The organism is Mesorhizobium sp. P2_D5 (genome assembly GCF_056404355.1).
In genome coordinates, this window is sequence record NZ_JBFUEE010000009.1 from 95,987 (window position 1) to 118,208 (window position 22,222).

At 62.6% G+C, this 22,222-nt stretch carries 23 protein-coding genes; 12 read left to right on the top strand and 11 right to left on the bottom strand.

Translation table 11 applies throughout. The features are described 5' to 3' along the window. Window positions 1-1,232: 1,232 nt before the first annotated feature. Window positions 1,233-1,811, bottom strand: coding sequence for an NUDIX domain-containing protein (locus AC1DYW_RS29395; protein ID WP_477228523.1), 579 nt, complete (start codon window positions 1,809-1,811; stop codon window positions 1,233-1,235). A 154-nt stretch (window positions 1,812-1,965) separates the two neighbouring features. Here AC1DYW_RS29395 and AC1DYW_RS29400 point away from each other — a divergent pair, with 154 nt between their 5' ends. The 4 genes from AC1DYW_RS29400 (at window position 1,966) to AC1DYW_RS29415 (ending at window position 4,218) form a co-directional block, all read left to right on the top strand. After that, window positions 1,966-3,069: an NADH:flavin oxidoreductase/NADH oxidase gene (locus AC1DYW_RS29400; RefSeq protein WP_477228524.1), complete on the top strand. Its 1,104-nt coding sequence runs from the start codon at window positions 1,966-1,968 to the stop codon at window positions 3,067-3,069. 131 nt (window positions 3,070-3,200) lie between these two features. After that, window positions 3,201-3,518: an SH3 domain-containing protein gene (locus AC1DYW_RS29405; protein WP_477228525.1), complete on the top strand. Its 318-nt coding sequence runs from the start codon at window positions 3,201-3,203 to the stop codon at window positions 3,516-3,518. A gap of 152 nt (window positions 3,519-3,670) precedes the next feature. Next, a complete protein-coding gene (locus tag AC1DYW_RS29410) occupies window positions 3,671-3,949 on the top strand; it encodes a DUF982 domain-containing protein (protein ID WP_477228526.1) in 279 nt (92 codons plus the stop codon). 29 nt (window positions 3,950-3,978) lie between these two features. Continuing rightward, entirely contained in the window at window positions 3,979-4,218 is a 240-nt protein-coding gene (locus AC1DYW_RS29415) for a DUF2188 domain-containing protein (protein WP_095090749.1), read from the top strand. A 159-nt stretch (window positions 4,219-4,377) separates the two neighbouring features. On the opposite strand, the gene AC1DYW_RS29420 is transcribed toward AC1DYW_RS29415, so the two are convergent. Continuing rightward, a complete protein-coding gene (locus AC1DYW_RS29420; protein WP_477228527.1) occupies window positions 4,378-4,662 on the bottom strand; it encodes a hypothetical protein in 285 nt (94 codons plus the stop codon). 53 nt (window positions 4,663-4,715) lie between these two features. Continuing rightward, window positions 4,716-5,729 carry an alpha/beta fold hydrolase gene (locus AC1DYW_RS29425; protein WP_477228528.1) on the bottom strand — a complete coding sequence of 338 codons (1,014 nt, stop codon included), beginning with the start codon at window positions 5,727-5,729 and terminating at the stop codon, window positions 4,716-4,718. Between the two features lie 184 nt (window positions 5,730-5,913). On the opposite strand from AC1DYW_RS29425, the gene AC1DYW_RS29430 reads away from it, so the two are divergent. The 6 genes from AC1DYW_RS29430 (at window position 5,914) to AC1DYW_RS29455 (ending at window position 13,721) form a co-directional block, all read left to right on the top strand. Beyond that, a complete protein-coding gene (locus AC1DYW_RS29430; protein ID WP_477228529.1) occupies window positions 5,914-6,657 on the top strand; it encodes a competence/damage-inducible protein A in 744 nt (247 codons plus the stop codon). A 97-nt stretch (window positions 6,658-6,754) separates the two neighbouring features. Further along, window positions 6,755-7,588 (top strand): universal stress protein, encoded by an 834-nt coding sequence (locus AC1DYW_RS29435; RefSeq protein ID WP_477228530.1) that lies wholly within the window; start codon window positions 6,755-6,757, stop codon window positions 7,586-7,588. Between the two features lie 215 nt (window positions 7,589-7,803). Beyond that, window positions 7,804-8,304 (top strand): xanthine phosphoribosyltransferase, encoded by a 501-nt coding sequence (gene gpt / locus AC1DYW_RS29440; protein ID WP_006200882.1) that lies wholly within the window; start codon window positions 7,804-7,806, stop codon window positions 8,302-8,304. 211 nt (window positions 8,305-8,515) lie between these two features. Then, window positions 8,516-9,004 carry an NUDIX hydrolase gene (locus AC1DYW_RS29445; protein ID WP_477228605.1) on the top strand — a complete coding sequence of 163 codons (489 nt, stop codon included), beginning with the start codon at window positions 8,516-8,518 and terminating at the stop codon, window positions 9,002-9,004. A 121-nt stretch (window positions 9,005-9,125) separates the two neighbouring features. Beyond that, window positions 9,126-9,437, top strand: coding sequence for a PilZ domain-containing protein (locus tag AC1DYW_RS29450; protein ID WP_477228531.1), 312 nt, complete (start codon window positions 9,126-9,128; stop codon window positions 9,435-9,437). A 501-nt stretch (window positions 9,438-9,938) separates the two neighbouring features. Beyond that, window positions 9,939-13,721, top strand: coding sequence for a vitamin B12-dependent ribonucleotide reductase (locus tag AC1DYW_RS29455; RefSeq protein ID WP_477228532.1), 3,783 nt, complete (start codon window positions 9,939-9,941; stop codon window positions 13,719-13,721). A gap of 285 nt (window positions 13,722-14,006) precedes the next feature. Here AC1DYW_RS29455 and AC1DYW_RS29460 read toward each other — a convergent pair whose 3' ends face one another. From AC1DYW_RS29460 to AC1DYW_RS29480, 5 genes are all read right to left on the bottom strand, one after another. After that, window positions 14,007-14,633 carry a hypothetical protein gene (locus tag AC1DYW_RS29460; protein WP_477228533.1) on the bottom strand — a complete coding sequence of 209 codons (627 nt, stop codon included), beginning with the start codon at window positions 14,631-14,633 and terminating at the stop codon, window positions 14,007-14,009. Next, window positions 14,626-15,147 (bottom strand): hypothetical protein, encoded by a 522-nt coding sequence (locus tag AC1DYW_RS29465; RefSeq protein WP_477228534.1) that lies wholly within the window; start codon window positions 15,145-15,147, stop codon window positions 14,626-14,628. Before AC1DYW_RS29465 ends, AC1DYW_RS29460 begins: the two co-directional genes overlap by 8 nt. A gap of 43 nt (window positions 15,148-15,190) precedes the next feature. Then, a complete protein-coding gene (locus tag AC1DYW_RS29470; protein WP_477228535.1) occupies window positions 15,191-16,162 on the bottom strand; it encodes a DUF3592 domain-containing protein in 972 nt (323 codons plus the stop codon). Between the two features lie 92 nt (window positions 16,163-16,254). Then, window positions 16,255-16,863 carry a class I SAM-dependent DNA methyltransferase gene (locus AC1DYW_RS29475; RefSeq protein WP_457154570.1) on the bottom strand — a complete coding sequence of 203 codons (609 nt, stop codon included), beginning with the start codon at window positions 16,861-16,863 and terminating at the stop codon, window positions 16,255-16,257. A 70-nt stretch (window positions 16,864-16,933) separates the two neighbouring features. Then, window positions 16,934-17,095 carry a hypothetical protein gene (locus AC1DYW_RS29480; RefSeq protein WP_477228536.1) on the bottom strand — a complete coding sequence of 54 codons (162 nt, stop codon included), beginning with the start codon at window positions 17,093-17,095 and terminating at the stop codon, window positions 16,934-16,936. Window positions 17,096-17,199: 104 nt separating this feature from the next. Here AC1DYW_RS29480 and AC1DYW_RS29485 point away from each other — a divergent pair, with 104 nt between their 5' ends. Then, window positions 17,200-18,111, top strand: a complete 912-nt coding sequence (locus tag AC1DYW_RS29485; RefSeq protein ID WP_477228537.1) for a LysR substrate-binding domain-containing protein — start codon at window positions 17,200-17,202, stop codon at window positions 18,109-18,111. Between the two features lie 10 nt (window positions 18,112-18,121). On the opposite strand, the gene AC1DYW_RS29490 is transcribed toward AC1DYW_RS29485, so the two are convergent. The 3 genes from AC1DYW_RS29490 to uppP all read right to left on the bottom strand — a co-directional run bounded on the left by AC1DYW_RS29490 (window position 18,122) and on the right by uppP (window position 21,150). Continuing rightward, window positions 18,122-19,234: a glycoside hydrolase family 25 protein gene (locus AC1DYW_RS29490; RefSeq protein WP_457154131.1), complete on the bottom strand. Its 1,113-nt coding sequence runs from the start codon at window positions 19,232-19,234 to the stop codon at window positions 18,122-18,124. Between the two features lie 180 nt (window positions 19,235-19,414). Continuing rightward, window positions 19,415-20,203 carry a phosphodiester glycosidase family protein gene (locus AC1DYW_RS29495; RefSeq protein WP_457154130.1) on the bottom strand — a complete coding sequence of 263 codons (789 nt, stop codon included), beginning with the start codon at window positions 20,201-20,203 and terminating at the stop codon, window positions 19,415-19,417. Window positions 20,204-20,277: 74 nt separating this feature from the next. Further along, complete coding sequence (uppP, locus tag AC1DYW_RS29500; RefSeq protein ID WP_457154129.1) at window positions 20,278-21,150, bottom strand: undecaprenyl-diphosphatase UppP; 873 nt, start codon at window positions 21,148-21,150, stop codon at window positions 20,278-20,280. 166 nt (window positions 21,151-21,316) lie between these two features. On the opposite strand from uppP, the gene AC1DYW_RS29505 reads away from it, so the two are divergent. Next, window positions 21,317-22,222 carry a hypothetical protein gene (locus AC1DYW_RS29505; RefSeq protein ID WP_457154128.1) on the top strand — a complete coding sequence of 302 codons (906 nt, stop codon included), beginning with the start codon at window positions 21,317-21,319 and terminating at the stop codon, window positions 22,220-22,222.

A 22,222-nucleotide genomic window follows, 5' to 3' on the forward strand; every position in this document is an offset into this window, starting at 1 on the left:
ATGGGTGTGTTCCCCTTATATTAGCAGTAGCATATATATCGTCGCCAGCCGGCGCCGCCCCAACCCGCCCCGCCGGTCAGGCCCAGCCGCCTAGCTGCCGGTCACAACTAGCAACCAGGCCGCTGGGCCGCCCCGCCCCGGGTCGTGTCCCACCGCAAAGTCGGTATGATCCAAACGGCAAAAATGCAGGGTCCGGGCCACTCTCCGATATCGTCAAACACGTCCCGCACCAGTTTCCCAATGCATCGACTCGCGATCCGGGCCGAGCCTGTCGATCAGCGCCTGGACATCGACTTTGTGGACTTGCAGCACAGTGGCCAATAGCAGGGGAAAACGTCCGAACAGGCTTCTGTTGCAGGGTAGCTAATATTAGGGTTGGCTTCAGCCGGCTTGCCCCAACAAGAAGCCCCAAGCCGGTTAGGCTCGGCGGCCTCTCGTCACCCCGATCGGCTGTCGAGCCGCATGAAGGCTGATGGCTGAATGAAAAGCCTCGCCGCTCCATTTGCGAAGCGGCGAGGCCCCCACCCACCCCAATGCCGGCCCCAACACCCGGCATTGCTGACACTGCAAATCTGGTGCCAAGCGCAAGTGACCCATTACGGGACATCTGCGTGCGTCAGCTTGGGAGGCCGCGGGCCAGGATTGGTCCGGCCGGAATCGCGCGTGGGCGCAGGCGTGGCACGGTTCTTGCTCCGACAGTTTCAGACATGCCGGGCGCAAGACGCTGTTCCACATCGACACCGGCGTGTGAGGTTGGGACAATGATGTCGCGCAAGCTTCTGTTCGGCCTTCCCGCAGTGTTCCTGGTCACGGCCCTGGCGGTAGCCCTCTTGTCGTCCGAGATGTCATGGGAATTTCTGACGGCGATCCAATCCGATTCGGTCTTTTGTTCAAGCGGTCCATCACGTGAGACCGTATCGGCGTCGGCTTCAACGTCACGGACTTTGCCGTCATGTGGATAGCACAGCCAAAATTCGGAAACGAACAGCCTCCTGCGGCGGCGTCTTACCGAGATTGGGTCATGGCACGTTTGGCCTTGATCACTCGGTCGGCATCAGCCTTTCGCGAATTCGTCGCACCGCGCTACCGGCCAGAACTTCACTATATGCGCGGCCCCGGTCCAGCCTCGGCACGCCGGGCGCGCGAACGCTGAATATCAACGGCCAACCGCCCGTATTCGGCCATCGATCCGAGAGCCAGCCTGGCGAGAGGATGCAAGCGCCAGAAATCGATCAAGCAGGAATCGGATTCAGCTTCAGATGCTGGATGAGGATGATGGTCTTGGCGTCGATGATGCGGCCATCGGCAATGCCGGCCAGCGCCTCGTCGAGCGGCATTTCCAGCACTTCGATGTCCTCGCCCTCTTCCGGCGCGCCGCCGCCGGCCGAGATGCGGTCGGCAGGCGAATAGCGGGCGACGAAGAACCAGAGCCGTTCGGTGACGCTGCCCGGGCTCATATAGGGTGAAAACAGCCGTTCCACGTTCTGCAGCCGGTAGCCCAGCTCTTCCTCGGCCTCCTTGCGGATGCAGGTTTCCGGATCGTTTTCGTCCAACAGGCCGGCGCAGGCCTCGATCAGCGGCTCGCGGTGGCCGGTGACGTAGGCCGGATAGCGGAACTGGCGCACCAGAAGCACGGTCGAGCGCGAGGGATCGTAAGGCAGGATCACCGCACCGTCGCCGCGATCATAGGTCTGGCGGATCTGCGTTTCCCACTGTCCGTCACGCCGGCGGTAGTCGAGGACGGTCTTCTTCAGGACAGCCCAGTCGTCCGAGAGGATTTCCTCCGAACGGATGCGAATGCGATCTTCCATCGTGGTCTCCATGCTACCCGGTCGAGGCGTAGCCGTGAACCGGCATTTGCGCAATGCAGGCAATCGGTCCAAAAAGGGCGTGTCACCTTCTCGTGTCTGGCGCGCCTTCGATCCACTACCTAGATAGCGGTTTACCCCTCCCGGAGCCCTTCTCATGACCGCATCGCTTTTTCAGCCAATCACCCTTGACGGCCTCACCTTCCCCAATCGCATCGCCGTCGCGCCGATGTGCCAATATTCCGCCGAAGACGGCTCGGCCAGCGACTGGCACCTCTACCACTGGATGAACCTTGCCATGTCCGGCGCCGGCATGGTCACGGTCGAGATGACCGATGTCGAACGGCGCGGGCGTATCACGCATGGCTGCCTCGGCCTTTATTCCGAAGACAATGAGGCGGCCGCCCGCCGCACACTGGATGCGGCCAGACGCGTCGCCGCTCCCGGCACGAAGTTCGGCACGCAGCTTGCCCATGCCGGCCGCAAGGCCTCCAACCGCAAGCCGTGGGAGGGGGGCGGGCCGCTGCAGCCAAACGAGGATCCCTGGCAGACGGTGTCGGCCTCGGCCATCGCCTACGACACCGGCTGGAACGTGCCGCGCGCGCTGGAGGAAGAAGAAATCCTGCAGCTCATCGAACGCTTCGCCGAGGCGGCAAGACGTGCCGAACGCGCCGGCTTCGATTTCCTCGAACTGCACGCGGCACACGGCTATCTGATCTTCCAGTTCCTGTCGCCACTGTCCAACCAGCGCACGGACCGCTGGGGCGGCTCGCTGGAAAACCGCATGCGTTTTGCCGTCGAGATCGCCAAGGCAGTGCGGAAGGCAACGCCAAATCTGATGCTCGGCGCGCGGCTGTCGGTAAAGGATTGGGTCGATGGCGGCTTCGACATCGAGGATGCGATCGAAGTGGCAAAAGCCCTCAAGGATGTCGGCGTCGCCTATCTCTGCTGCTCGAGCGGCGGCAACTCGCCGTTGCAGAAACTGCCCACCGGACCGGGCTACCAGGTGCATCTGGCGGAAGCCGTGCGCAAGGGCGCCGGCATTGCGACCCGCGCCGTTGGGCTGATCGACGACCCGAAGCAGGCCGAAGCGATCGTCGCCGAGGGCCGCGCCGACATCGTGGCGCTGGCGCGCGCCTTCCTGGCCGATCCGCGCTGGGGATGGCGTGCGGCGGCCACGTTCAGCGAGACAATCCACCCGGCGCCGCAGCTTGCCCGTTCGGTGACGACGATGCAGCACTGGATGAAGGCGGCGGGCTGATCGATCGGTTCTCCTGATCCCGGCGCGGCCCGCAGTTCTGGACAGTTTGCCACAGCTTGGCTTCAATTCTGTCCGCGAACTGTTACCTTGGGTGAGTCTGCGGCGGGCGCGGCCGGGCTTGGGAGGAAACCATGTCGTTCAGGGCATTCTTGCCTGTTGCAGCACTGACAGCTATGGCCGGACTTTGGATCGGCGCGTCGACACCGGCCAGCGCGCAATATTGCGAGGGCACGGTGCACGGCCTGTCCGGCCGCTACAATCTGGCGACCGGCAGCGGCTTTCTCGCCGTGCGGACACGGCCGAACTCGTCGTCGCGGATGATCGGCCAGCTGTTCAATGGCGATCACACCGAGATCTTCGACCGCCGCGGCAACTGGTATCAGGTCGAGATCGGCGGCAGGACCGGCTGGGCAAATGCACGCTGGTTGCGCAACGATTGCGGCTATTGAGACGCCCGTGCATGTCACCCAAAAGTGGATCCGGTTTGGAATGACGACATGCGTCAAACAAGGACCTAGAGCGTGTCGCAAACGCGACGCGACTTTTGGGCGCAGGCTCAAGGACATGGTTGCAACCAAATTGGCTGCTTTGCGTTGCGGCCATGATGGACAACAAACCTTTTGAAGTGCCGGTCGTCGTCGAACTTGGCCACGTCGGCAAATATCGCCATATCCGCAGTGCCCAGGAAGCGGCGGAGTGCCTGATGACCGTTTGGCCGCTCAATCGCGGTCCGCGCCATCGTGATGCCCTCGACACTTGCCTCAAAGTGCTGGAAGGTTATCGTTCGACAGCAGATGCGCGCCGGGCACTGATTGAAGCCGCCAAGGAATCGGAAGTGCTGGTGCCCGACGACAGACTGCCCGACGGCCGGCTGCATTGAGCAGACGGACCTTTCAACTGGAGGTTTTGATGGCGAAGCTGACTTACAAGATCGTCGAGCATGACGGCGGCTGGGCCTATAAGGTCGGTGCGACCTTCTCGGAGACGTTTCCCACGCATCAGGACGCGCTGCGCGCCGCCGAAATCGCTTCGGCCGAGCAACAGGTCGCCGGGGCTACGGACGGCATCCAGTACGAGGACGCCGAAGGCAAATGGCACGACGAACTGGCCGACGGCCGGGACCGCCCGCAGACAGAAGTCTCCGAGTAAATTCTTGTATCCTGGTCTCAGTAATCGGGCAGGCACGGCGCCGACCGCAGACGTCCGGAGAGAAGACGTCCCGCAGCCGGCGGCTGCCCTGCGGGTTTTGTCTTTTGAGCGAGATCTTTTCCGAAAACCGATGACTCGGTTTTCGGGCTCGTGCTCCGACTATTTGCCGCAATACTGATCGTTCACGTTCCCTTGGGCATTCGCATCGGGACCGGCGGTGTCGTAGGCACAAGGGCCGATCGGGCCGGTATTGCCCAGGGTGTTCAATCCTGAGCGGTCGCCGTTGATGCTTCCGGTGGTGGTGGTATCGACGCTTGTATGGTTTCCATTGCCGAACGGCCACCAGTCGTGATTGTTGAGGTAGGTGCTGTCCGACGACTGTGCCATCGCCGATGTGGCAAGACCGATCGTCAGGACGGATGCTGCAAGAAGTTTCGTGACCATTGAACTACTCCGTGTCTTTGCCGCCTTGGGTGCGACACGGGTAAAACCGGCAATCAGCCTGATGGTTCAGTGAAATTGTCGTGAGCCGGCGGTGATGCCCGACCGGCGAAGGCTCGATTGGCGACGCGCTCGATGAAGGCGACGATCCGCTCCGGCGCGACGAATTGCGGCATGTGCCCCATACCCTCGACCAATTCGAAATCGAGCCCCTCGATCCTTGACCTCATCGGCGCACCCTGGGTGTGAAACGTGGTGACGCGATCGGCATCGCCGAAGAGAATGCCGGCCGGCATGGCGATCTCGCCGTAGCGCTTCTCGATGCGGCCAAGGTCGCGCTCAATCGCCACGACATCGGAGGACATGGCGTAGAAATGGGCCGGCCTGAGCCCGAGCCAGCCGCCGCCTCCGACCATATAATCGCCGGGCAGGACCTGCGGCGCGAAGATGAATTCCATTGTCGGCCGCGCATATCTGAGGCTTGTCGGTATCGCCACCGTATAGCTCATGATCCAGCGCCACAGGCGTGACGGAATATAGAGTGAGCCGAACTTTTCGCGCCCGCCGGCTTCCATATGGGTCAATGGCGCCAGGAGAGCGATGCCGGAAATCGCCTCGGGATGTTCCACCGCCAGGGTCAGCGCGATGGCACCTCCCAGGGAATGACCGACCACCAGCGGCTTTTCCAGCCTGAGCGCTTCAATGAAGCGTCGCACGATCTCGGCCTGTTCGGGCAGCCGCCCCGTTGCGCCGCTCGCACGCACCGAATAGCCCGCTCCCGGTCGATCAAGCGCGATCAACCGGTAGCCCGCACCTAGCCGGCCGAACAGGGTGTGCCGGAAATGGTGGAGCTGGGCGCCAAGCCCGTGCAGGAAGACGATCGGCAGCCCTTCGCCCTGATCGACATAGTGGATGCGGTTGCCGTCGACCTCGATGAATTTACCGACCGGCGGCACCAACCTTTCGGCCTTGGCCGCGATCCACAGCGTCGCCAGCACCAGACTGGCGATCCCCAGGACCGCCAGCAACAAAAGTCCGGCCAGCAGCCATGACAGAAACGACAGGAGCATTGTTCACCCGCACCAGAACCGGCTTGAGCTTAGCCGCATCCGGTGCCGCTGCAACCTTGCATCGAAACCGGGCCTGGTTCGATGGATATCTCGCATACCGGCACAGATTGTTCGCCGCCCAGCCGGCATTGCGGCTGCTGCCGCGCCGCGCTATCTGAGGCGACTCGTCTTGCCGGAGCCTTCCATGCCCGAAATCGTAACCGCCGCCATGCTCGTCATCGGTGACGAGATCCTGTCCGGCCGCACCAAGGACAAGAACATCGGCCATCTCGCCGATATCATGACGGCGATCGGCATCGACCTGAAGGAAGTGCGTATCGTTCCGGACGAGGAACACGAGATCGTCGCGGCGGTGAATGCCGTGCGCGCACGCTACACCTATGTGTTCACCACCGGCGGCATTGGCCCGACGCATGACGACATCACGGCCGATTCGATATCCAAGGCCTTCGGCGTGCCTTGCGAATACGATGCCAAGGCCTATGCCATGCTCGAGGCAAGCTATGCCGCGCGCGGCATCGAATACACCGAGGCCCGCAAACGCATGGCGCGGATGCCGCGCGGCGCCGATCTCATCGACAACCCGGTGTCCGTTGCGCCCGGCTTCCGCATCGGCAACGTCCATGTCATGGCGGGTGTCCCGTCGATCTTCCAGGCGATGCTCGACAATGTCGTGCCGACGCTGAAGGCCGGCACCCGGATGCTGTCGGCAAGCGTGCACTGTCCCTTCGGCGAAGGCCTCATCGGCGGACCGCTGGGCGACATCCAGAAAGCGCATCCGGACACGATCATCGGCTCCTATCCGAAATATGGCGATGGCAAATTCTGGACCGAACTGGTCGTGCGCGCCCGCAGCCAGGAAGCGCTTGACGCAGCGCGTGCCGATGTCGAAGCAATGGTGGCCGGGTTCGCCAGCAATCCCGGCTGATCTGGTCCAGGCCGGAACCAAGCACGACGCTGCGACGTTTCCTTCTGGCGAGTTCGATCGCCCGCAATTCGATCGCTTGTAAACTGAGGGGATTACCATGCGATTCAAGACCATCGTCGCCATTCTGCAAAACGAACAGGACGCCGAGCGCGTGCTGGACTGCGCCGTTCCGCTCGCCAACCGGTTCCAGAGCCATCTGACCGGTATCCACGCCGAAACGCTTCCGGTGCCCTACACCTCGGCCACCGGCTTTCCGGACACCGAGTTCCTGCAGGTTTCGGCCGACATGAACCGCGAGCGGGCCGAGAGGCTACAGGCCATTTTTCTCCGGCATATCGAGAACTCCGGACTTTCCTTCGAGTGGCGAAGCCTGGAGAGCTTTTCGGGCGACAGCGCGCTGACCGGCATTTCCAGCGTGCGTGCCGCCGATCTGATCATCGCCGCGCAGCGCGAGACGGGCGGCGACCCGAGCGCGGATGTCGATACGCTGGTCTATGATGCCGGGCGGCCGGTGCTGGTGGTGCCGCATGCCGGCCCGCTGGTCACCACCTTCAAGCATGTGCTGCTCGCCTGGAACGGCAGCAAGGAAGCCGCCCGCGCCGCCTTCGACGCGCTGCCGTTCATCATCGAAGCCGAGAAAACCGACATATTGGTCATCGACCCACCAGACTCGCTCGACGAGAGCCCGGAAGCCGCCGGCGCCGAAATCGCGTCCGCGCTGTCGCGCCATGGCGCCACCGTCAGCGTCTCGGTGCAAAGGTCGGGCGGCAATTCCATCGATGACATCATCCAGACCAGAATCGCGGAGACCGGCGCCGATCTGCTGGTGCTCGGCGCCTACAGCCACTCCTGGCTGCGCCAGCTTCTGTTCGGCGGCGTGACGCGCACCGTTCTGCGCACGGCGCCGGTGGCGGCCTTCCTGTCGCGCTAGTGCGTGTCGCCCAAAAGTGACCCTGGTTTTGGGAGAACGACATGCAGAAAACAAAAACTTGAAGCGCGTCGCTTGAATCCGTTCAACGCGACGCACTTTAAGTCCACAGCGATCGCCGGCCCTGCCCTTGCCAAGGCCAAGGCTTTCCAGTTAATTCCGCGCGCATTCCCCTGTTTTCTTTGCGCGCGAACCCCGCGTGCTGCGGAGTGCGCGACATGTCCCTTCCCGAAAAAGCCTTTCCAGTCTCCTGGGACCAATTCCATCGTGACGCCCGCGCGCTTGCCTGGCGGCTTGCGGGTGCCAACAAGGGGCAATGGAAAGCGATCGTCTGCATCACGCGCGGCGGGCTGGTTCCGGCTGCCATCATCTCGCGCGAACTCGGCATCCGCGTTATCGAGACGGTCTGCGTCGCCTCCTATCACGACTACACCAGCCAGGGGCAGTTGCAGGTTCTCAAGGAGATCACCCCCGCCCTGCTGGCCGACGACGGCGCCGGCGTACTGATCATCGACGACCTGACCGATACCGGCAAAACGGCAGGCATTGTGCGCGCGATGATGCCGAAGGCGCATTTCGCCACTGTCTACGCCAAGCCAAAAGGCAGGCCGCTGGTCGATACGTTCGTCACCGAAGTCAGCCAGGACACCTGGATCTATTTCCCGTGGGACATGGGCTTCACCTATCAGAAGCCGATCGCCGACGATCACGCCGGCTGATTCGCGACAGCGCGTTTTTACTAAATTTGTAGCCACTCCCGGGTACCATTTGCTTTCGGAATGGGCCCACAGGGTACGATTTCCTGTGAATTCGACCTTTGTTGGCGGAAATTGGCCAGTGCATCCAAAGTTTTTACTTTTATTGCTGACCATTGGCCGTAAGATTCGTGAGGCGGCAAAACGATTCTGGAGGCTGGGGCTAGCTTCTCCGATGTTGACAAGGCCAACGACGCACAACCATCTGGCTGAAAGGGTCCGGCGACTCTTCGGCACGGCGCCGTGCCGCCTGCAGGTTGCCGCCCTGCCCTGGCGGGATGCCGGCAACGGCGTCGAGGTCATGCTGATCACCAGCCGCGATACCGGGCGCTGGGTGTTGCCCAAGGGCTGGCCGGAGGCCAGGGAGCCGCTCTGCGAGGCTGCCGCGCGCGAGGCCGGCGAGGAGGCCGGACTGCGCGGAACGGTGTCGCACCTTGAGGCCGGTCGTTATTTCTACGCCAAGGTGTTGGCTTCCGGCGAAGAAGTGCCGTGCGAAGTCCTGGTGTTTCCGCTGCACGTCGACAAGATCGCCGATCGCTGGAAGGAAAAAAACTCGCGCACCCGCAAATGGGTCAACTCCAAGGACGCGGTACGCATGATCAACGAACCCGACCTTTGCCAGATCATCGCCTATTTCTGCGCCGACCCACATAGATTTCCCTGATCGGACGTCCGGCGCCAAGGGCCCGGTCCACACCTGTCAGGCACACCGGCACGGTTTTCGATGCGACGCCGTGAATGGTTTGCTAACCATTCACGGATAAGAATCGTTCGGCGTGTTATCGATGGTGAACCCTGTAGACCCACTGCCGGAAGATCCCGGCGAGCCCAAGCGCGAGCATCGTCCGCGCGTGCTCAAGGGTGGAACGATCATCACCGGGATTCAGAACTCGGAGGTTGGCTGTACGTTACGCAATCAGCACGACAGCGGTGCCGAACTGAAGATACCGCTCGAGGCCCGGGTTCCCGATCGCTTCCTTCTCTACGTGCCGCTCGACGGCATCGCCTATCGGTGCGAGGTTCGCTGGCGCCGCAAGGACCGCGTCGGGGTGCAGTTCACCGGCACCGAGCCAAAGCCGAAAATGCATTACGGCTAATCCCTCGTGATACAGCGGCAAAGTGATCGCCGCGCGGCAATTCTATCCCCGTTATCCACATATGTGACACACAAGATGTTGGGGTCACAAAAGCTACGCAAACGAATCCTTGACGGCGCAAAACGAGTCGCCTTTTATAGGCCATGCGCTCCTGTTGAGAGTGCGACCGGAAAGTTCTGAGCCCGGTCTTTTTCCCGGATTATGTGCGTTTTTGCCCGCATTTCCGCCCGTTTACGAGGCCGGCGGAAGCGTTGGGGTTGTGGGGCGGTTGGGGACAATAGGGAGAATTGTCGGACTGGAATAAATTGTCTGTTAACACTATATTTAGTGTTTGCAGGCAGGTTCGACGCTAGATAGTGTGACCAGCAGGGCCGGCGGAGACTGCGAAATGGAGAGCCGGCCGTTTTCGAACGCCGGCAGGCGGGCGGACATGCGCGTTTCGCATTGGGGGCAGAAATCCCCTGACGAAAGCGCTATATATAGACAAAAGGGATCGGACCAATGCGCATCGAGCGTCGTTTCACCAAGCAAGGGCAATCGGCTTACGCGGAGATCGAATTCCGCAAGGCGCTTTCGGAGATCAAGAATCCGGATGGCTCGGTGGTGTTCCGTCTCGACAATATCGATGTGCCGGCGCAGTTCTCCCAGGTTGCCGCCGACATCCTGGCGCAGAAGTATTTCCGCAAGGCCGGTGTCCCCGCGCGGCTGAAGAAGATCGAAGAGAACGACGTCCCCTCCTTCCTGTGGCGCTCCGTCGCCGATGAGGCCGAGCTTGCCAAGCTGCCGGAAGCCGAGCGCTACGGTTCCGAGATCGACGCGCGCCAGGTCTTCGACCGGCTGGCCGGCACCTGGACCTACTGGGGCTGGAAGGGCGGCTACTTCAAGGCGTCAGAAGAAGACGCCCGCGCCTTCCGCGACGAGCTTGCCTACATGCTGGCCACCCAGCGCGTGGCGCCGAATTCCCCGCAATGGTTCAACACCGGCCTGCACTGGGCCTATGGTATCGACGGCCCAAGCCAGGGCCACTTCTATGTCGACCCGTTCACCGGCAAGTTGACCAAGTCGAAATCCTCCTATGAGCATCCGCAGCCGCATGCCTGCTTCATCCAGGGCGTGCAGGACGACCTCGTCAACGAGGGCGGCATCATGGACCTTTGGGTGCGTGAAGCGCGCCTGTTCAAGTACGGCTCCGGCACCGGCTCCAACTTCTCGTTGCTGCGCGGCGAAGGCGAAAAACTGTCCGGCGGCGGCCGCTCGTCCGGCCTGATGAGCTTCCTCAAGATCGGCGACCGCGCGGCGGGCGCCATCAAGTCGGGCGGCACGACGCGCCGCGCCGCGAAAATGGTCATTGTCGACGCCGACCATCCCGATATCGAGGAATTCATCGACTGGAAGGTCAATGAAGAGCAGAAGGTCGCCTCGCTGGTGACCGGCTCCAAGATCGTCAAGAAGCACCTCGAAGCGATCATGAAGGCCTGCGTCAACTGCGAAGGCCATGACGACGATTGCTTCGACCCGTCGATCAACACCGCGCTGAAGCGCGAGATCAAGGCGGCCAAGAAGTCCGCTGTGCCGGAGAACTACATCTACCGTGTCATCCAGTTCGCCAAGCAGGGCTACACGTCGATGTCGTTCAAGACCTACGACACCGATTGGGATTCGGACGCCTACCTCACCGTTTCGGGCCAGAACTCCAACAATTCGGTGTCGCTGAAGGACAATTTCCTGCGTGCTGTCGAGGACGATGCCGACTGGCACCTCACCGCCCGCAAGGACGGCAAGGTCTTGAAGACGCTGAAGGCGCGGGACCTGTGGGAAAAGATCGGCTACGCCGCCTGGGCGTCGGCTGATCCGGGCCTGCATTTCAACACGACGATGAACGACTGGCACACCTGCGCTTCGGCCGGTGCGATCCGGGCGTCCAATCCGTGCTCGGAATACATGTTCCTCGACGACACGGCCTGCAACCTGGCCTCGATCAACCTCCTGCCCTACCGCAACGCCGACGGCACGATCGATATCGCCGCCTACGAGCACACCGTGCGGCTGTGGACCATCGTTCTCGAAATCTCGGTCATGATGGCGCAGTTCCCGTCGAAGGAGATCGCCAAGCAGTCCTACGAATACCGCACGCTCGGTCTTGGCTACGCCAACATCGGCGGCCTGCTGATGACGTCGGGCATCCCTTACGACTCCGACGAGGGCCGCGCCATCTGCGCCGCGCTCACCGCGATCATGACCGGCACGGCCTATGCCACCTCGGCCGAGATGGCCGCCGAACTCGGCGCCTTCGCCGACTACGACCGCAATGCGCAGAACATGCTGCGTGTCATGCGCAACCATCGCCGTGCCGCCTATGGCGAGAAGCAGGGCTATGAGAAGCTCGCCGTCAACCCGGTGCCGCTGGTCGCTTCCGACCTGAAGCAGCAGGACCTTGCGGTGCACGCCAAGGCCGCCTGGGACCGCGCCATCGAGCTCGGCGAGGAGCATGGCTACCGCAATGCGCAGGCAACCGTCATCGCGCCGACCGGCACGATCGGCCTGGTCATGGATTGCGACACCACCGGCATCGAGCCCGACTTCGCGCTGGTTAAGTTCAAGAAGCTGGCCGGCGGCGGCTATTTCAAGATCATCAACCGCGCCGTGCCGGAAGCGCTGCGCACGCTCGGCTACTCCGAAGCCCAGATCGGCGAGATGGAGGCCTATGCGGTCGGCCACGGCAATCTCAACCAGGCGCCCGCGATTAATCCCGGCGCGCTCAAGGCGAAAGGGTTCACGGACGACAAGATCGCGGCGCTCAACGCAGCCTTGAAGTCGGCCTTCGACATCAAGTTCGTCTTCAACCAGTGGACGCTCGGCGCCGACTGGGTAAAGGAGACGTTTGGTTTCACCGACGAGCAGCTCAACGACTTCTCGTTCGAGATGCTGCCGGCGCTGGGCTTCTCCAGGAAGGACATCGAGGCCGCCAACATCCATGTCTGCGGTGCGATGACCTTGGAAGGCGCGCCCTTCCTCAAGGCCGAACACCTGGCGGTGTTCGACTGCGCCAGCCCGTGCGGCAAGATCGGCAAGCGCTCGCTGTCGATCAACAGCCACATCCAGATGATGGCGGCGGCACAGCCCTTCATCTCCGGCGCCATCTCCAAGACCATCAACATGCCGAACGACGCGACGGTTGAAGACGCCAAGGGCGCCTACATGCTGTCGTGGAAGCTGGCGCTGAAGGCCAACGCGCTCTACCGCGACGGCTCGAAGCTCTCGCAGCCGCTCAATTCCTCGCTGCTCGCCGATGGCGAGGACGACGAGGACGAGGCGATCGAGCAGCTGATCGCCGCACCGGCGGCGGCGCGCGCCGCACAGATCACCGAGCGGATCGTCGAGCGCATCATCGAGCGCGTGTCGCGCGAGCAGGAGAAGCTGCCCGGCCGCCGCAAGGGCTACACGCAAAAAGCCAAGATCGGTGGCAACACCATCTTCCTGCGCACCGGCGAATATGACGATGGCCGTCTCGGCGAGATCTTCATCGACATGAACAAGGAAGGCGCGACGCTGCGTGGCCTTCTCAACAACTTCGCCATCGCCATCTCGCTCGGCCTGCAATATGGCGTGCCGCTCGACGAATACGTGCACGCCTTCACCTTCACCAAGTTCGAACCGGCCGGCATGGTGCAAGGCAATGATGCGATCAAGAGCGCGACGTCGATCCTCGACTACGTGTTCCGGGAACTCGCGATCTCCTATCTCGGCCGCAACGACCTCGCCCATGTCGACCAGTCGGACTTTTCCAACACCGCACTTGGCCGTGGCATCAGCGAAGGCAAGACCGACGCGGTCTCCAAGGGCCTGACCCGTGGCGCCTCGCCGGTGAAGCTGGTGTCGCGGGTGAGCGGCAACGACCCGAAGGGATTTGCGGCTCCCTCGGGCGCCCCTGCCCGCTCGGCGCCGACCGCCTTCTCCGGCTCAAACGTGCTGGCGCTGAAGCCGGCCAGCGACGAAGCAGTCGCCTACAAGCGCGACTATGAGGAACGGGCAAAGGAACTGGCCGAGGACATCGCTTTCGAGGAAGCGGCGGGTGCTGCTTCGGACACTACGGCGGCACTGTTCACAGACGCCGCGGCCAATGAAGCGGCCGAGGCAAAGAAACTCGCCAACGACCGCCGCGCCAAATCGCTGCTGCAAGGCTACACCGGCAATTCCTGCTCCGAATGCCAGAACTTTACGATGGTGCGGAACGGGACTTGCGAGAAGTGCGATACGTGCGGCGCGACGAGCGGGTGCAGCTGAGTGACATCCGAGGCGCTAGTATAAAACCCAACGTTGTCGGCCCGGTCGTAAGATCGGGCCGAAATGTTTTAAGGGTAGCGATCAGGTGCGTCTTCCCTTCTCCCCTTGTGGGAGAAGGTGGCCGAGCGAAGCTCGGTCGGATGAGGGGTGCTGGAAGGATCGCTGCACCCAAGCCATAAAGGCTAGTTTCTTCTAACACCCCTCATCCGTCTCGACGCTGCGCGCCGATCCACCTTCTCCCACAAGGGGAGAAGGGAGAGTCGCCCGCCTAATCCGGATCAGCTCCTACCCCTTCGGCAACACCTGCAGTGTCTGCTCGTCGAACAACGGCTCGTCCTGGCCGATGCGGACGAACAGCAGCTTGAGCGCCGCACCCGCCGGCACCTCGAAATACTGGATGCCATCAGGCATTTCGCCCCAGTCGCCGCAGGGCGGCTCGGGTACCTCATTGGGATCGGCCTTCGCTTCCAGTTCTTTCGCGTAGGCGGCGTCGGGGCTGAAGGTGTAGCGTTTGACGCCGGCGGGCACCGCTCCCTCGGTGTAAGGCGCCAGCACGCAGCGGGCGCGGACTGCCTTGTCGGTCTTTTCCTGGAAGAGGCGCTGCAATGCGGCCTCGGCGGTTTCGCCGGGCTTGATGTCATACAACTCGACAAGAGGATCGGCCGCGCCGCCATCGCTGTATTTGATGGCGAGAGCGTTGCCGGTGAATTCGAAATGGATCTGGCGGAAGCCGAAATCGCAGCGCTGCACCCAGGCGGCAAGCCCGACAGTTTTGTCCGTCAGTTTTTCCCACACGCATTTGTCGATGGGCGGGCGCGACGGAGCCGGCTCGTCCGCACGTGCCACGGCGGATACCGTCACGCATGCAAACACGGCGCAGGCCCGGGTGATCGATCTCATGGCGCTATTCATCGCTGCATCCTGTCAAAGTAAAGGCGTCCCATGCCGAGCCATTGGGATTGGCGTTGGCGAAATCGGCCCATTCGGTGAAAGCGGCGCCAAAATCAGGCAGCAACAGCCCCTTCGGCGCTGGTGTCGCTTCGCTCGAATTCAACTGCTCGGCGCCGCCGCCGGTCAAGGCATAGATCTGCCCATCCCATATCCTGCACAGGCCGCTGCCATCCTGCAGGCCCGCTTCGCGGTCGTCGTCGGTGCAGGTCTGGCGGATGGTGCCGAGCGGAAACGAATTCTTGCCATTCGTCCAGGTGATGTCGGCAGGCAGACGGATGTCGGTATGGGGAACGGTCAGCGAAAACACCTCGGCCGTCAGCGCCGCCGGCTCGTTGGCGAGCGGCCGAAATTGCATGACCGCGCCCGAGCGCGGTTCCCGATAGGTGGCATGGCTCAGCAGACATTCCCCGGCACTCGCCGTCTGCAGCGAGCTGAGCAGGCCCAGGAACACGAAGGCCAGTTTGCGGATGATCATCAGATGTCTCCGGGAGAGCGTTGCCGAAGCCAAAAGCCTGTCCTCACACCAGCCCGACCAGAAAGGCAGCGCCGCCGAGAAATCCTGCCGAACAGACCCACAGCAGCCAGAGCCCGCGCACCCGGCATTCGAGCACGGCCGAGCCGGGGTTGGCGGGATCATAGTGCACGTCGACCTTGCTGCCCTCGACATAGCGACGCGCCTGGCCACCGACGAGGCCGGGCAGCGAAGCCGTGACCGTGGCGCCGAAGGTGACGCGGTCGGCGCTGTAGCGCTGGCCGGCGACGCCAAAGCTGTAGACGATGCGAGATTTGAAAACGGTGCGCCAGCGTTGATAGCTTGAATGACTTCGCAGCGCCTGCAGACCTGACGCATCGATGCGGCCGGCGGCGACGGGCCATTTTGCCGCCTGCTCGGCAAGCGACTTCTGGGCAAAGCCCATGCGCAGGGCGAACAGGCCCATGAACAGCAGCAATGCCGCGGCACCGAGGTTTTGCGGTTTGGGCAGATGCGGGCGGATCGCCTCGAGCACGCCGCCGACGGAAAACACCAGAACCGCCGTGCCGATCACCAAACCGGCCGAGAGCTGGACCATGAACTTGAAGGCACCATCCGGCATGGTGCGCTCGATTACGGCTTTGCTCGGGTCGGCTGGATTGTAGAAGACGGTCACCTCCGCGCCGCGGGGAAACTGCGCAAGGGTTTCGGGGACTTCAAAGTTCCCCAAATTCTCCTTCACGCTGTAGCGCGAGCTTTGAAATTTCTTGCCGCCGACTTTGTATTCGAAGGTGATGGCCGGGAAATTGCGCATCTCAGTGGTATCGGTGCTGTCCGAGCCAGCGCCCGAGCTTCTGACCTCACGCGCCTCGACGCGTGACGAGATGATCTTTCCCGGCGTCGGCAACCAGCGGCTGAGGGTCTGCACCTCGCGCCACTTCACGAAGGTGATGAGCGACAGCATGCCGGAGACCGCGCAGGCAAAGCCGACAAGCAGAAATTTGAGTTCCAGCTCCACCCTGATCCCCCCGGAGTGCAGGAACAGGCACTAGACAGCACTGCGGCGGCAATGTCTCGCCTATTCGCAAAAATCGGAGGTGACGGATCCAGTCACGACGGTCTCACGGCCAGGAACGTGTTCCACTCTTCGTTGTTGCGGCCGATGTTGAAGTCGTCCCTGATGAGGACCAGCCCGGCGCTTTCGATGCGGGCCGCAAAGTCGTCCCTGCGCCAGTAGACGGTATGATATTCGCCGCTCGTCTCACCATCGCCATTGCGCATCGATACGAGGAACGCGCCGCCTGGCCGCAGCGACCCGGCTATCTTGGCAAGGACCTGGTCGGTCTGGTCGCGAGGCACATGGATCAGGACGCACAGGGCCAAGACTGCGTCATAGGGGCCGCCGAGATCATCGGTGATGAGATCGAGCAGTTCACCGTGCTTGCCGCGCGCGGCCTGCAGCTCAAGAAACCGCCTTGTCGCGTCGGTGCGCCGAACCCTAGCGCCCAAGGTCTCCAGAAAGTCGGCGTCGTATCCCGCTCCCGACCCGACTTCCAGAATCTGGCCGCCTGTGCCGGCGATCGCCACGAGGCGCCTTAGCGCTGCCTGCTCCCTCGGGTTGGGAACATGCCGCACGACTGCATCATACTGTTCCGCATAATCCTCGTAGGAGGAGATCGTCTGACGGCTCTTCGCCAGGGCCTCCGCAGATACGCTCATCTTTTCCTCCCGTTTGCACCGGTCAATGCACTCAAGTCAGCGGGGCACGCAAGTCAGCGGGGCACGCAAGTCAACGGGTGCTGCCGGCAGAGCCGTGTCCGTCGAGCACGCCGATATCGCGCAGGAAATGATCCGACAGCGCACGGTGGTCGAGCAGGCCACGCGTGCGGGGTCTGAACGGAGCGGTGAAGAGGTCGAGCACCGGACGACGAAGTGTGTTGTAGAGGGTCATTGCCGTGTCCTTTCGGGTTCGAGTTGATGACCAGAGTATGCCTGTTCACGGCCTTGGCTTCCAATCGAACGTCGCGTAGCATGCATCAGGAGGATTGATGCGTCATGAGTTGGGAGCTACCACCACTGGGCGCCATTCGCGTCTTTGAAGCCGCGGCGCGGCTGGGCAGTTTCACCAAGGCGGCCGAGGAACTCGGCATGACACAGTCGGCGGCCAGCTATCAGATCAAGGTGCTGGAAGAGCGCGCCGGAATGCCTCTTTTTATAAGAAAAACAAGGCAAATCGCCTTGACCGAAGCTGGACAGCAATTGGCGCCGCACGCAACGGGCGCCTTCTCGACCCTGGCCGATGCGTGGGTCGCCACAAAAGGTGGAGCGACTGGCGTGCTGTCCGTCACAACCTCGGAAACATTCGCATCGAACTGGCTGGCCGTGTGGCTCGGAACATTCCAGTTGATGCATCCCGATCTCGCCGTGAAGGTGAATACGTCGTCCCGGCTGGTCGACTTCACGCGCGAGGACATGGATATCGGGATCAGAACCGGCACCGGAAAATGGCCCGGCCTGACGGCCCATTACCTGTTCAAGGCGGACTATACGCCAATGATCAGCCCGAAACTGGCCGAGAGCGTGGGTGGCATTCGCCATCCTGAGGATCTCTACAAGGTGGCGCTGTGCTGTGCCGACGATCCCTGGTGGAAAATCTGGTTCGAAGCAGCCGGGGTGCCCTTCGAGCCCGATCGCGTCATGGCCGGACCGAACCTGGGTTCGCAGGCTTACGATGCAATGGCGGCGCTAACCGACCAGGGCGCCGCGATCCTGACCCGCAACATCTACAGCGCCCTGCTGGCAAAGGGCCAGTTGATACAGCCATTTGAAGTGCTGGGATCAGATGGTGACGGCTATTGGCTCGTCCACCTGGAAAGCCGCCGCAACACGCCCAAGATCAAGGTGTTCCGGGACTGGGTGCTGGCCCAGACGGCTGACATACGCGAGCGCGAAGTACGCCGGGCCTGATAGGCTGGCCTCAGTCGGCGTCGGCGACGGAAATCCGTCCACCGGCCCAGGCGCGCCATTGCCGTTCGTCGCCATGGAAGACGTTGAGGTCGATGCGGCCGGTGACACCATGCGACAGGCCGGAGCCGGAATACTGCCAGAACAGCCATTTGCGGTCGGGGTAAACCTTCGACGGATGCCGCGCCACGGCGCGCACCCAGAACGGATAATCGAGAAATTCGCCCCGGAGATTGTCGCGATAGAAATCAGGCGCGGTGTAGATGATGGGCCGCTGGCCGTAGTGGCGCTCCAGCTTGTCCATGAACACCTGCATCTTTTCCAGCACCTTTTCGCGCGACGGCCGCCGCTTGCAGCTGGATTCGCCGTTCCATTCGACGTCGATCACCGGCGGCAGCGCGCCGTCGACCTTGGGCACGTTGCGGATGAACCAGTCGGCCTGTTCGCCCGCAGTGCGGCACCAGTAGAAGAAGTGATAGGCGCCGCGCTTCAGGCCGGCGGCGTCGGCATTGCGCCAGTTCTTCATGAACATCGGATCGAGATGGTCGCCACCATCGGTCGCCTTGATGTAGGCGAAGTTGGCGCCCTGCGCGCGCAGCTTTTCCCAGTTGACGTTGCCCTGCCAGCGCGAAACGTCGACGCCGTGCACGGCAAGGTGCCGGGGCGAGGACCGGCCGAAATTGATCGGCTTGGCATCGCGAAAGCCGTAACGGGTGACCGGCCCGGCCAGCATGGGCGGTGCCGCGCGGCTCAACAGCCTCGGCGGCGACACGAGCGCAGCCGGCTCGACCGGCGGTTCGGCGCTGTCGGGCAGTTCAGGCGCCGGAAACGACACCGTCTCTTCTTCCGCAAGGCCGAAAGGCCGAGTATTTTCGGCGGCAGCATTGTCGTCTTCCAGACCATTGTCAGGCAGACCATTGTCAGGCTCGGGCGCCCTTTCGGCCCTCGGCGCGCTCCTGGCCATCGCCTTCGGAGCCGCGGCGATCGGCGCGGGCGGCCGTATCACGGAACTGGTGGTTTCGTTCGACGGTTTCTGCAAATCCAGCGCGTCGACGCCGGCCGTCGATGTACAGCCGGCAAGGCATAGCGATGCGATCAAAAAACTGATGGCGCCCGGAATCCGCATCTGGACCTGTACTCAAAACACAACAGACCGAGGGCAAAACGACAGCCGACGGACAAACCAGATCGAGTTATGAACGAGAAATTACCAATAAAGTTTGAATCAAGTTTTTTTCGAGCGCGCCGGGCCGCAAAATCTGGCTTCCAGTGCGAGCGATCGGCGGCAAGCGGGTTGGCAAAGCCGCTAGGATTTCCTGAAGACGCCGATCATCGGCCCGAGATTCCAGTAGTCGTCGTTGCGGCCGATGGCCGGCGCGAACAGGCTCGATATCGTGCCGTCGAGGAAAAGCGCGTTGTCGCAGCCGAGCGCATCGCGGAAAAGACGGGCGAAGGCATGGAAGGTCACCGTGCCGTTCGAAATGGCAAAGACGGCGACGCCGTCCTTCCGCACGCCGACGCCGTCGCGCGTCTTGCGCGAGGTGCTGTCGGCCTGGAATTTCGGATGCAGCTTGCCGTCGATCACCAGCATCGGCCCGGATTGCGTCGCATAGTCGAGCGGCGGTCGCTTTTTCAGGAAATCCCTTGTGGCGCGGACCGTGGCCTTGCCGTTGCTCATGTAGAAAATGCCGTTCGGCTGCAGGGAAAAATTGCCGCTTCCCGATCCCGTCTTCACCGATGCCATTTCGTTGCCGCGCTCGACATACAGACCGACCGGATCGAGGTCCGGGTGATACATGCCGGCATTGATGGCAAACAGCATGGTGCGCCCGGCCGCCTGCTCCGAGGCATCGAGATTGTGCAGCGATTGAAACGGCTTGCCCGCCGGATCTTTCCAGAACAGTTCGATCGAATACCGTTTCGGGTCGACCTCGCAGACGAGGTAGCTGGTCGCCTCAAAGGCAAAGTCGCGGCATGGCGGCAGCGAAGCGACCCATTGGCCAAATCCCATGCCGAACGCCGCCACCGACGGCAGCGCGCCCTTGGCGAGCGCCAGCAGCAGCGGCAGCGATTGCAGGAGGGTCAAAAAATCCATGCGTGTACCGGAATCGAAGTTCAGGAGGATCCGGTAGGGATATAGCCCGTTTCAAGCGATACCGTGAAAGAGCCCTAGGCAAGCCATCCCATCGCCACGCATAGCAGCAGGACGACGCCAAGCAGGCCGCGATAGATGACGAACGGCCAGGCCGAAAAACGCTCCAGCACACGCATCAGGCCCCATATGGCGAAGAAGGCGGAAACCGAGGCGACGACCAGTCCGACGATCAGAACCGACCAGCCATGCGCGTCGAGATGGACCTTGTGCAGTTCCCAAAGCTCCTTGAGGCCGGCCAGCGCAATGGCGGGCAGCCCAAGCAGGAACGAGAACCGCGCCGCCTCGGCCCGCTTGAAGCCGAGCCCGAGTGCGGCCGTCAGGGTCGAGCCGGAACGAGAGACACCCGGAATCAGCGCGCCGATCTGGGCGACGCCGACGAGCAGCGCGTCAGTCAGCGATGCCTCGCCGACGGTGCGCCGGTGGCTGGCAAAAATCTCGGCCAGCGCCAGAAGGATCGCCATCACGATACAGGCCCAGCCGATCACCGTCAGGCTGCGCAGCGGCGAGTTGCAGGCGTTGAGCACGCCCGACAGCGCCACGCCGGCGATGACGATCGGGATGGTCGCCAGCACGATCCACAGCGCCAGCCGGAAATGCCGGTCGGCGAAATCGCGTCGCGTCAGCGCGTCGAGCGAACCAAACAGGATATCCCTGACATCGCTCCAGAAATAGCTGACCACCGCGGCCAAGGCCGCAAGCTGCATGGCGGCGGAGAAGGCGGAGCCCGGATCCTGCCAGCCGAGCACGGCCGGTACGATGCGCATATGGGCGGTCGAAGAGATCGGCAGCAATTCGGTGATGCCTTGCACCAGGCCGAGGAACGCCACCTTGGCGAATCCCAGCCCGACAAAGCCGGTGTCGACGCCTTGGGTGCAGATGTCTGCCATATCGAGCCTTTCTGTCGAACAATCGTGAGGGGCGATCCCCGCCGAGCCATAGTCTGGCGATCCCCGGAATCCAATTTACGGATTTGTAAGGCGCCGCTTGACAAGCCATGCGGTTATATTAAAATCCGCTAATCTTACACTGTAAGGCATATGACGGAGGAGAGCCATGCAGACCGCCCTGTCAGAATTGCAGCCCCTGCCCGAACCATGCCCGCCTGTCATCGCGATCGAGGATGTCTCGCGCGACCTCAGCCGTATTATCGAGCACGCCGAGGTGAATGCCTGGCTCGACCTCTACGCCGCCGTGCCTGCCGATTTCGCCGCAAGCCAAGGCCTTTCGATAGCGCAAGAAGGCGGCCTCGCCTGGACCACCTGCACGACAATTCCGTTCGTCCATTTCAACTGCGTGAAGAACTTCGGCGTCGACAGCCCGGCCACCGAAAGCCAGCTCGACGCGCTGCTGGCGCACTACCGCGCCGCCGGCATTTCGCGGCCCTGGTTCTATGTCAATCCGCACACTGAACCATCGCGCCTCAGATGCTGGCTCGAGGCGCGCGGCCTGCAGCGCCAGGGCGGCTGGGAGCGGATTTATCGCGGGGCAGAACCGCTGTCATCCGAGCCGCTCTTCACGGCTGAAGGGGTTTCAGTAGAACGTGTGACGAAGGCATCGGCAAGCGAATGGGCCGGCTTCATCGACAGCCGCTACCGGCTGCCCACCTCACCATGGCTGATGGCTCTGGTCGGCCGAAAGGGCTGGCATCACTACATGGCCAAGCGGGACGGCGCGGTGGTGGCGGTGCGCTCGCTGTTCATCGGGCCCGACGGCGCGGCCTGGAGCGGCATCGACGCGCCGGTGCCCGGCGTCATGGCGCCGAGCTTCGATCTCGACGCGGTGCTTGGGGAAGCGCTGGTGCGCGACGGGATTGCGGCCGGCGCGAAACTGTTCGTCGCCGACATCGAGGCGCCGCACGAGGAGCGCGACGGCCCTGCCTATCGCAACTACGCGCGCCTGGGCTTCAGAATCGCCTATTTCCGCAGCCATTACAGCTATTTGCCGGCCAGCTCCAACTGA

What these genes read in the sequence shown, in the direction of transcription:
- AC1DYW_RS29445 (WP_477228605.1), top strand. Translation starts at nt 8,516, where the DNA reads ATGTTGACAAGGCCAACGACGCACAACCATCTGGCTGAAAGGGTCCGG.
- AC1DYW_RS29430 (WP_477228529.1), top strand. Translation starts at nt 5,914, where the DNA reads ATGCCCGAAATCGTAACCGCCGCCATGCTCGTCATCGGTGACGAGATC.
- gpt (WP_006200882.1), top strand. Translation starts at nt 7,804, where the DNA reads ATGTCCCTTCCCGAAAAAGCCTTTCCAGTCTCCTGGGACCAATTCCAT.
- AC1DYW_RS29495 (WP_457154130.1), bottom strand. Translation starts at nt 20,203, where the DNA reads ATGGATTTTTTGACCCTCCTGCAATCGCTGCCGCTGCTGCTGGCGCTC.
- AC1DYW_RS29460 (WP_477228533.1), bottom strand. Translation starts at nt 14,633, where the DNA reads ATGAATAGCGCCATGAGATCGATCACCCGGGCCTGCGCCGTGTTTGCA.
- AC1DYW_RS29455 (WP_477228532.1), top strand. Translation starts at nt 9,939, where the DNA reads ATGCGCATCGAGCGTCGTTTCACCAAGCAAGGGCAATCGGCTTACGCG.
- AC1DYW_RS29410 (WP_477228526.1), top strand. Translation starts at nt 3,671, where the DNA reads ATGATGGACAACAAACCTTTTGAAGTGCCGGTCGTCGTCGAACTTGGC.
- AC1DYW_RS29435 (WP_477228530.1), top strand. Translation starts at nt 6,755, where the DNA reads ATGCGATTCAAGACCATCGTCGCCATTCTGCAAAACGAACAGGACGCC.
- AC1DYW_RS29405 (WP_477228525.1), top strand. Translation starts at nt 3,201, where the DNA reads ATGTCGTTCAGGGCATTCTTGCCTGTTGCAGCACTGACAGCTATGGCC.
- AC1DYW_RS29490 (WP_457154131.1), bottom strand. Translation starts at nt 19,234, where the DNA reads ATGCGGATTCCGGGCGCCATCAGTTTTTTGATCGCATCGCTATGCCTT.
- AC1DYW_RS29425 (WP_477228528.1), bottom strand. Translation starts at nt 5,729, where the DNA reads ATGCTCCTGTCGTTTCTGTCATGGCTGCTGGCCGGACTTTTGTTGCTG.
- AC1DYW_RS29450 (WP_477228531.1), top strand. Translation starts at nt 9,126, where the DNA reads ATGGTGAACCCTGTAGACCCACTGCCGGAAGATCCCGGCGAGCCCAAG.
- AC1DYW_RS29400 (WP_477228524.1), top strand. Translation starts at nt 1,966, where the DNA reads ATGACCGCATCGCTTTTTCAGCCAATCACCCTTGACGGCCTCACCTTC.
- uppP (WP_457154129.1), bottom strand. Translation starts at nt 21,150, where the DNA reads ATGGCAGACATCTGCACCCAAGGCGTCGACACCGGCTTTGTCGGGCTG.
- AC1DYW_RS29475 (WP_457154570.1), bottom strand. Translation starts at nt 16,863, where the DNA reads ATGAGCGTATCTGCGGAGGCCCTGGCGAAGAGCCGTCAGACGATCTCC.
- AC1DYW_RS29420 (WP_477228527.1), bottom strand. Translation starts at nt 4,662, where the DNA reads ATGGTCACGAAACTTCTTGCAGCATCCGTCCTGACGATCGGTCTTGCC.
- AC1DYW_RS29465 (WP_477228534.1), bottom strand. Translation starts at nt 15,147, where the DNA reads ATGATCATCCGCAAACTGGCCTTCGTGTTCCTGGGCCTGCTCAGCTCG.
- AC1DYW_RS29415 (WP_095090749.1), top strand. Translation starts at nt 3,979, where the DNA reads ATGGCGAAGCTGACTTACAAGATCGTCGAGCATGACGGCGGCTGGGCC.
- AC1DYW_RS29480 (WP_477228536.1), bottom strand. Translation starts at nt 17,095, where the DNA reads ATGACCCTCTACAACACACTTCGTCGTCCGGTGCTCGACCTCTTCACC.
- AC1DYW_RS29395 (WP_477228523.1), bottom strand. Translation starts at nt 1,811, where the DNA reads ATGGAAGATCGCATTCGCATCCGTTCGGAGGAAATCCTCTCGGACGAC.
- AC1DYW_RS29485 (WP_477228537.1), top strand. Translation starts at nt 17,200, where the DNA reads ATGAGTTGGGAGCTACCACCACTGGGCGCCATTCGCGTCTTTGAAGCC.
- AC1DYW_RS29505 (WP_457154128.1), top strand. Translation starts at nt 21,317, where the DNA reads ATGCAGACCGCCCTGTCAGAATTGCAGCCCCTGCCCGAACCATGCCCG.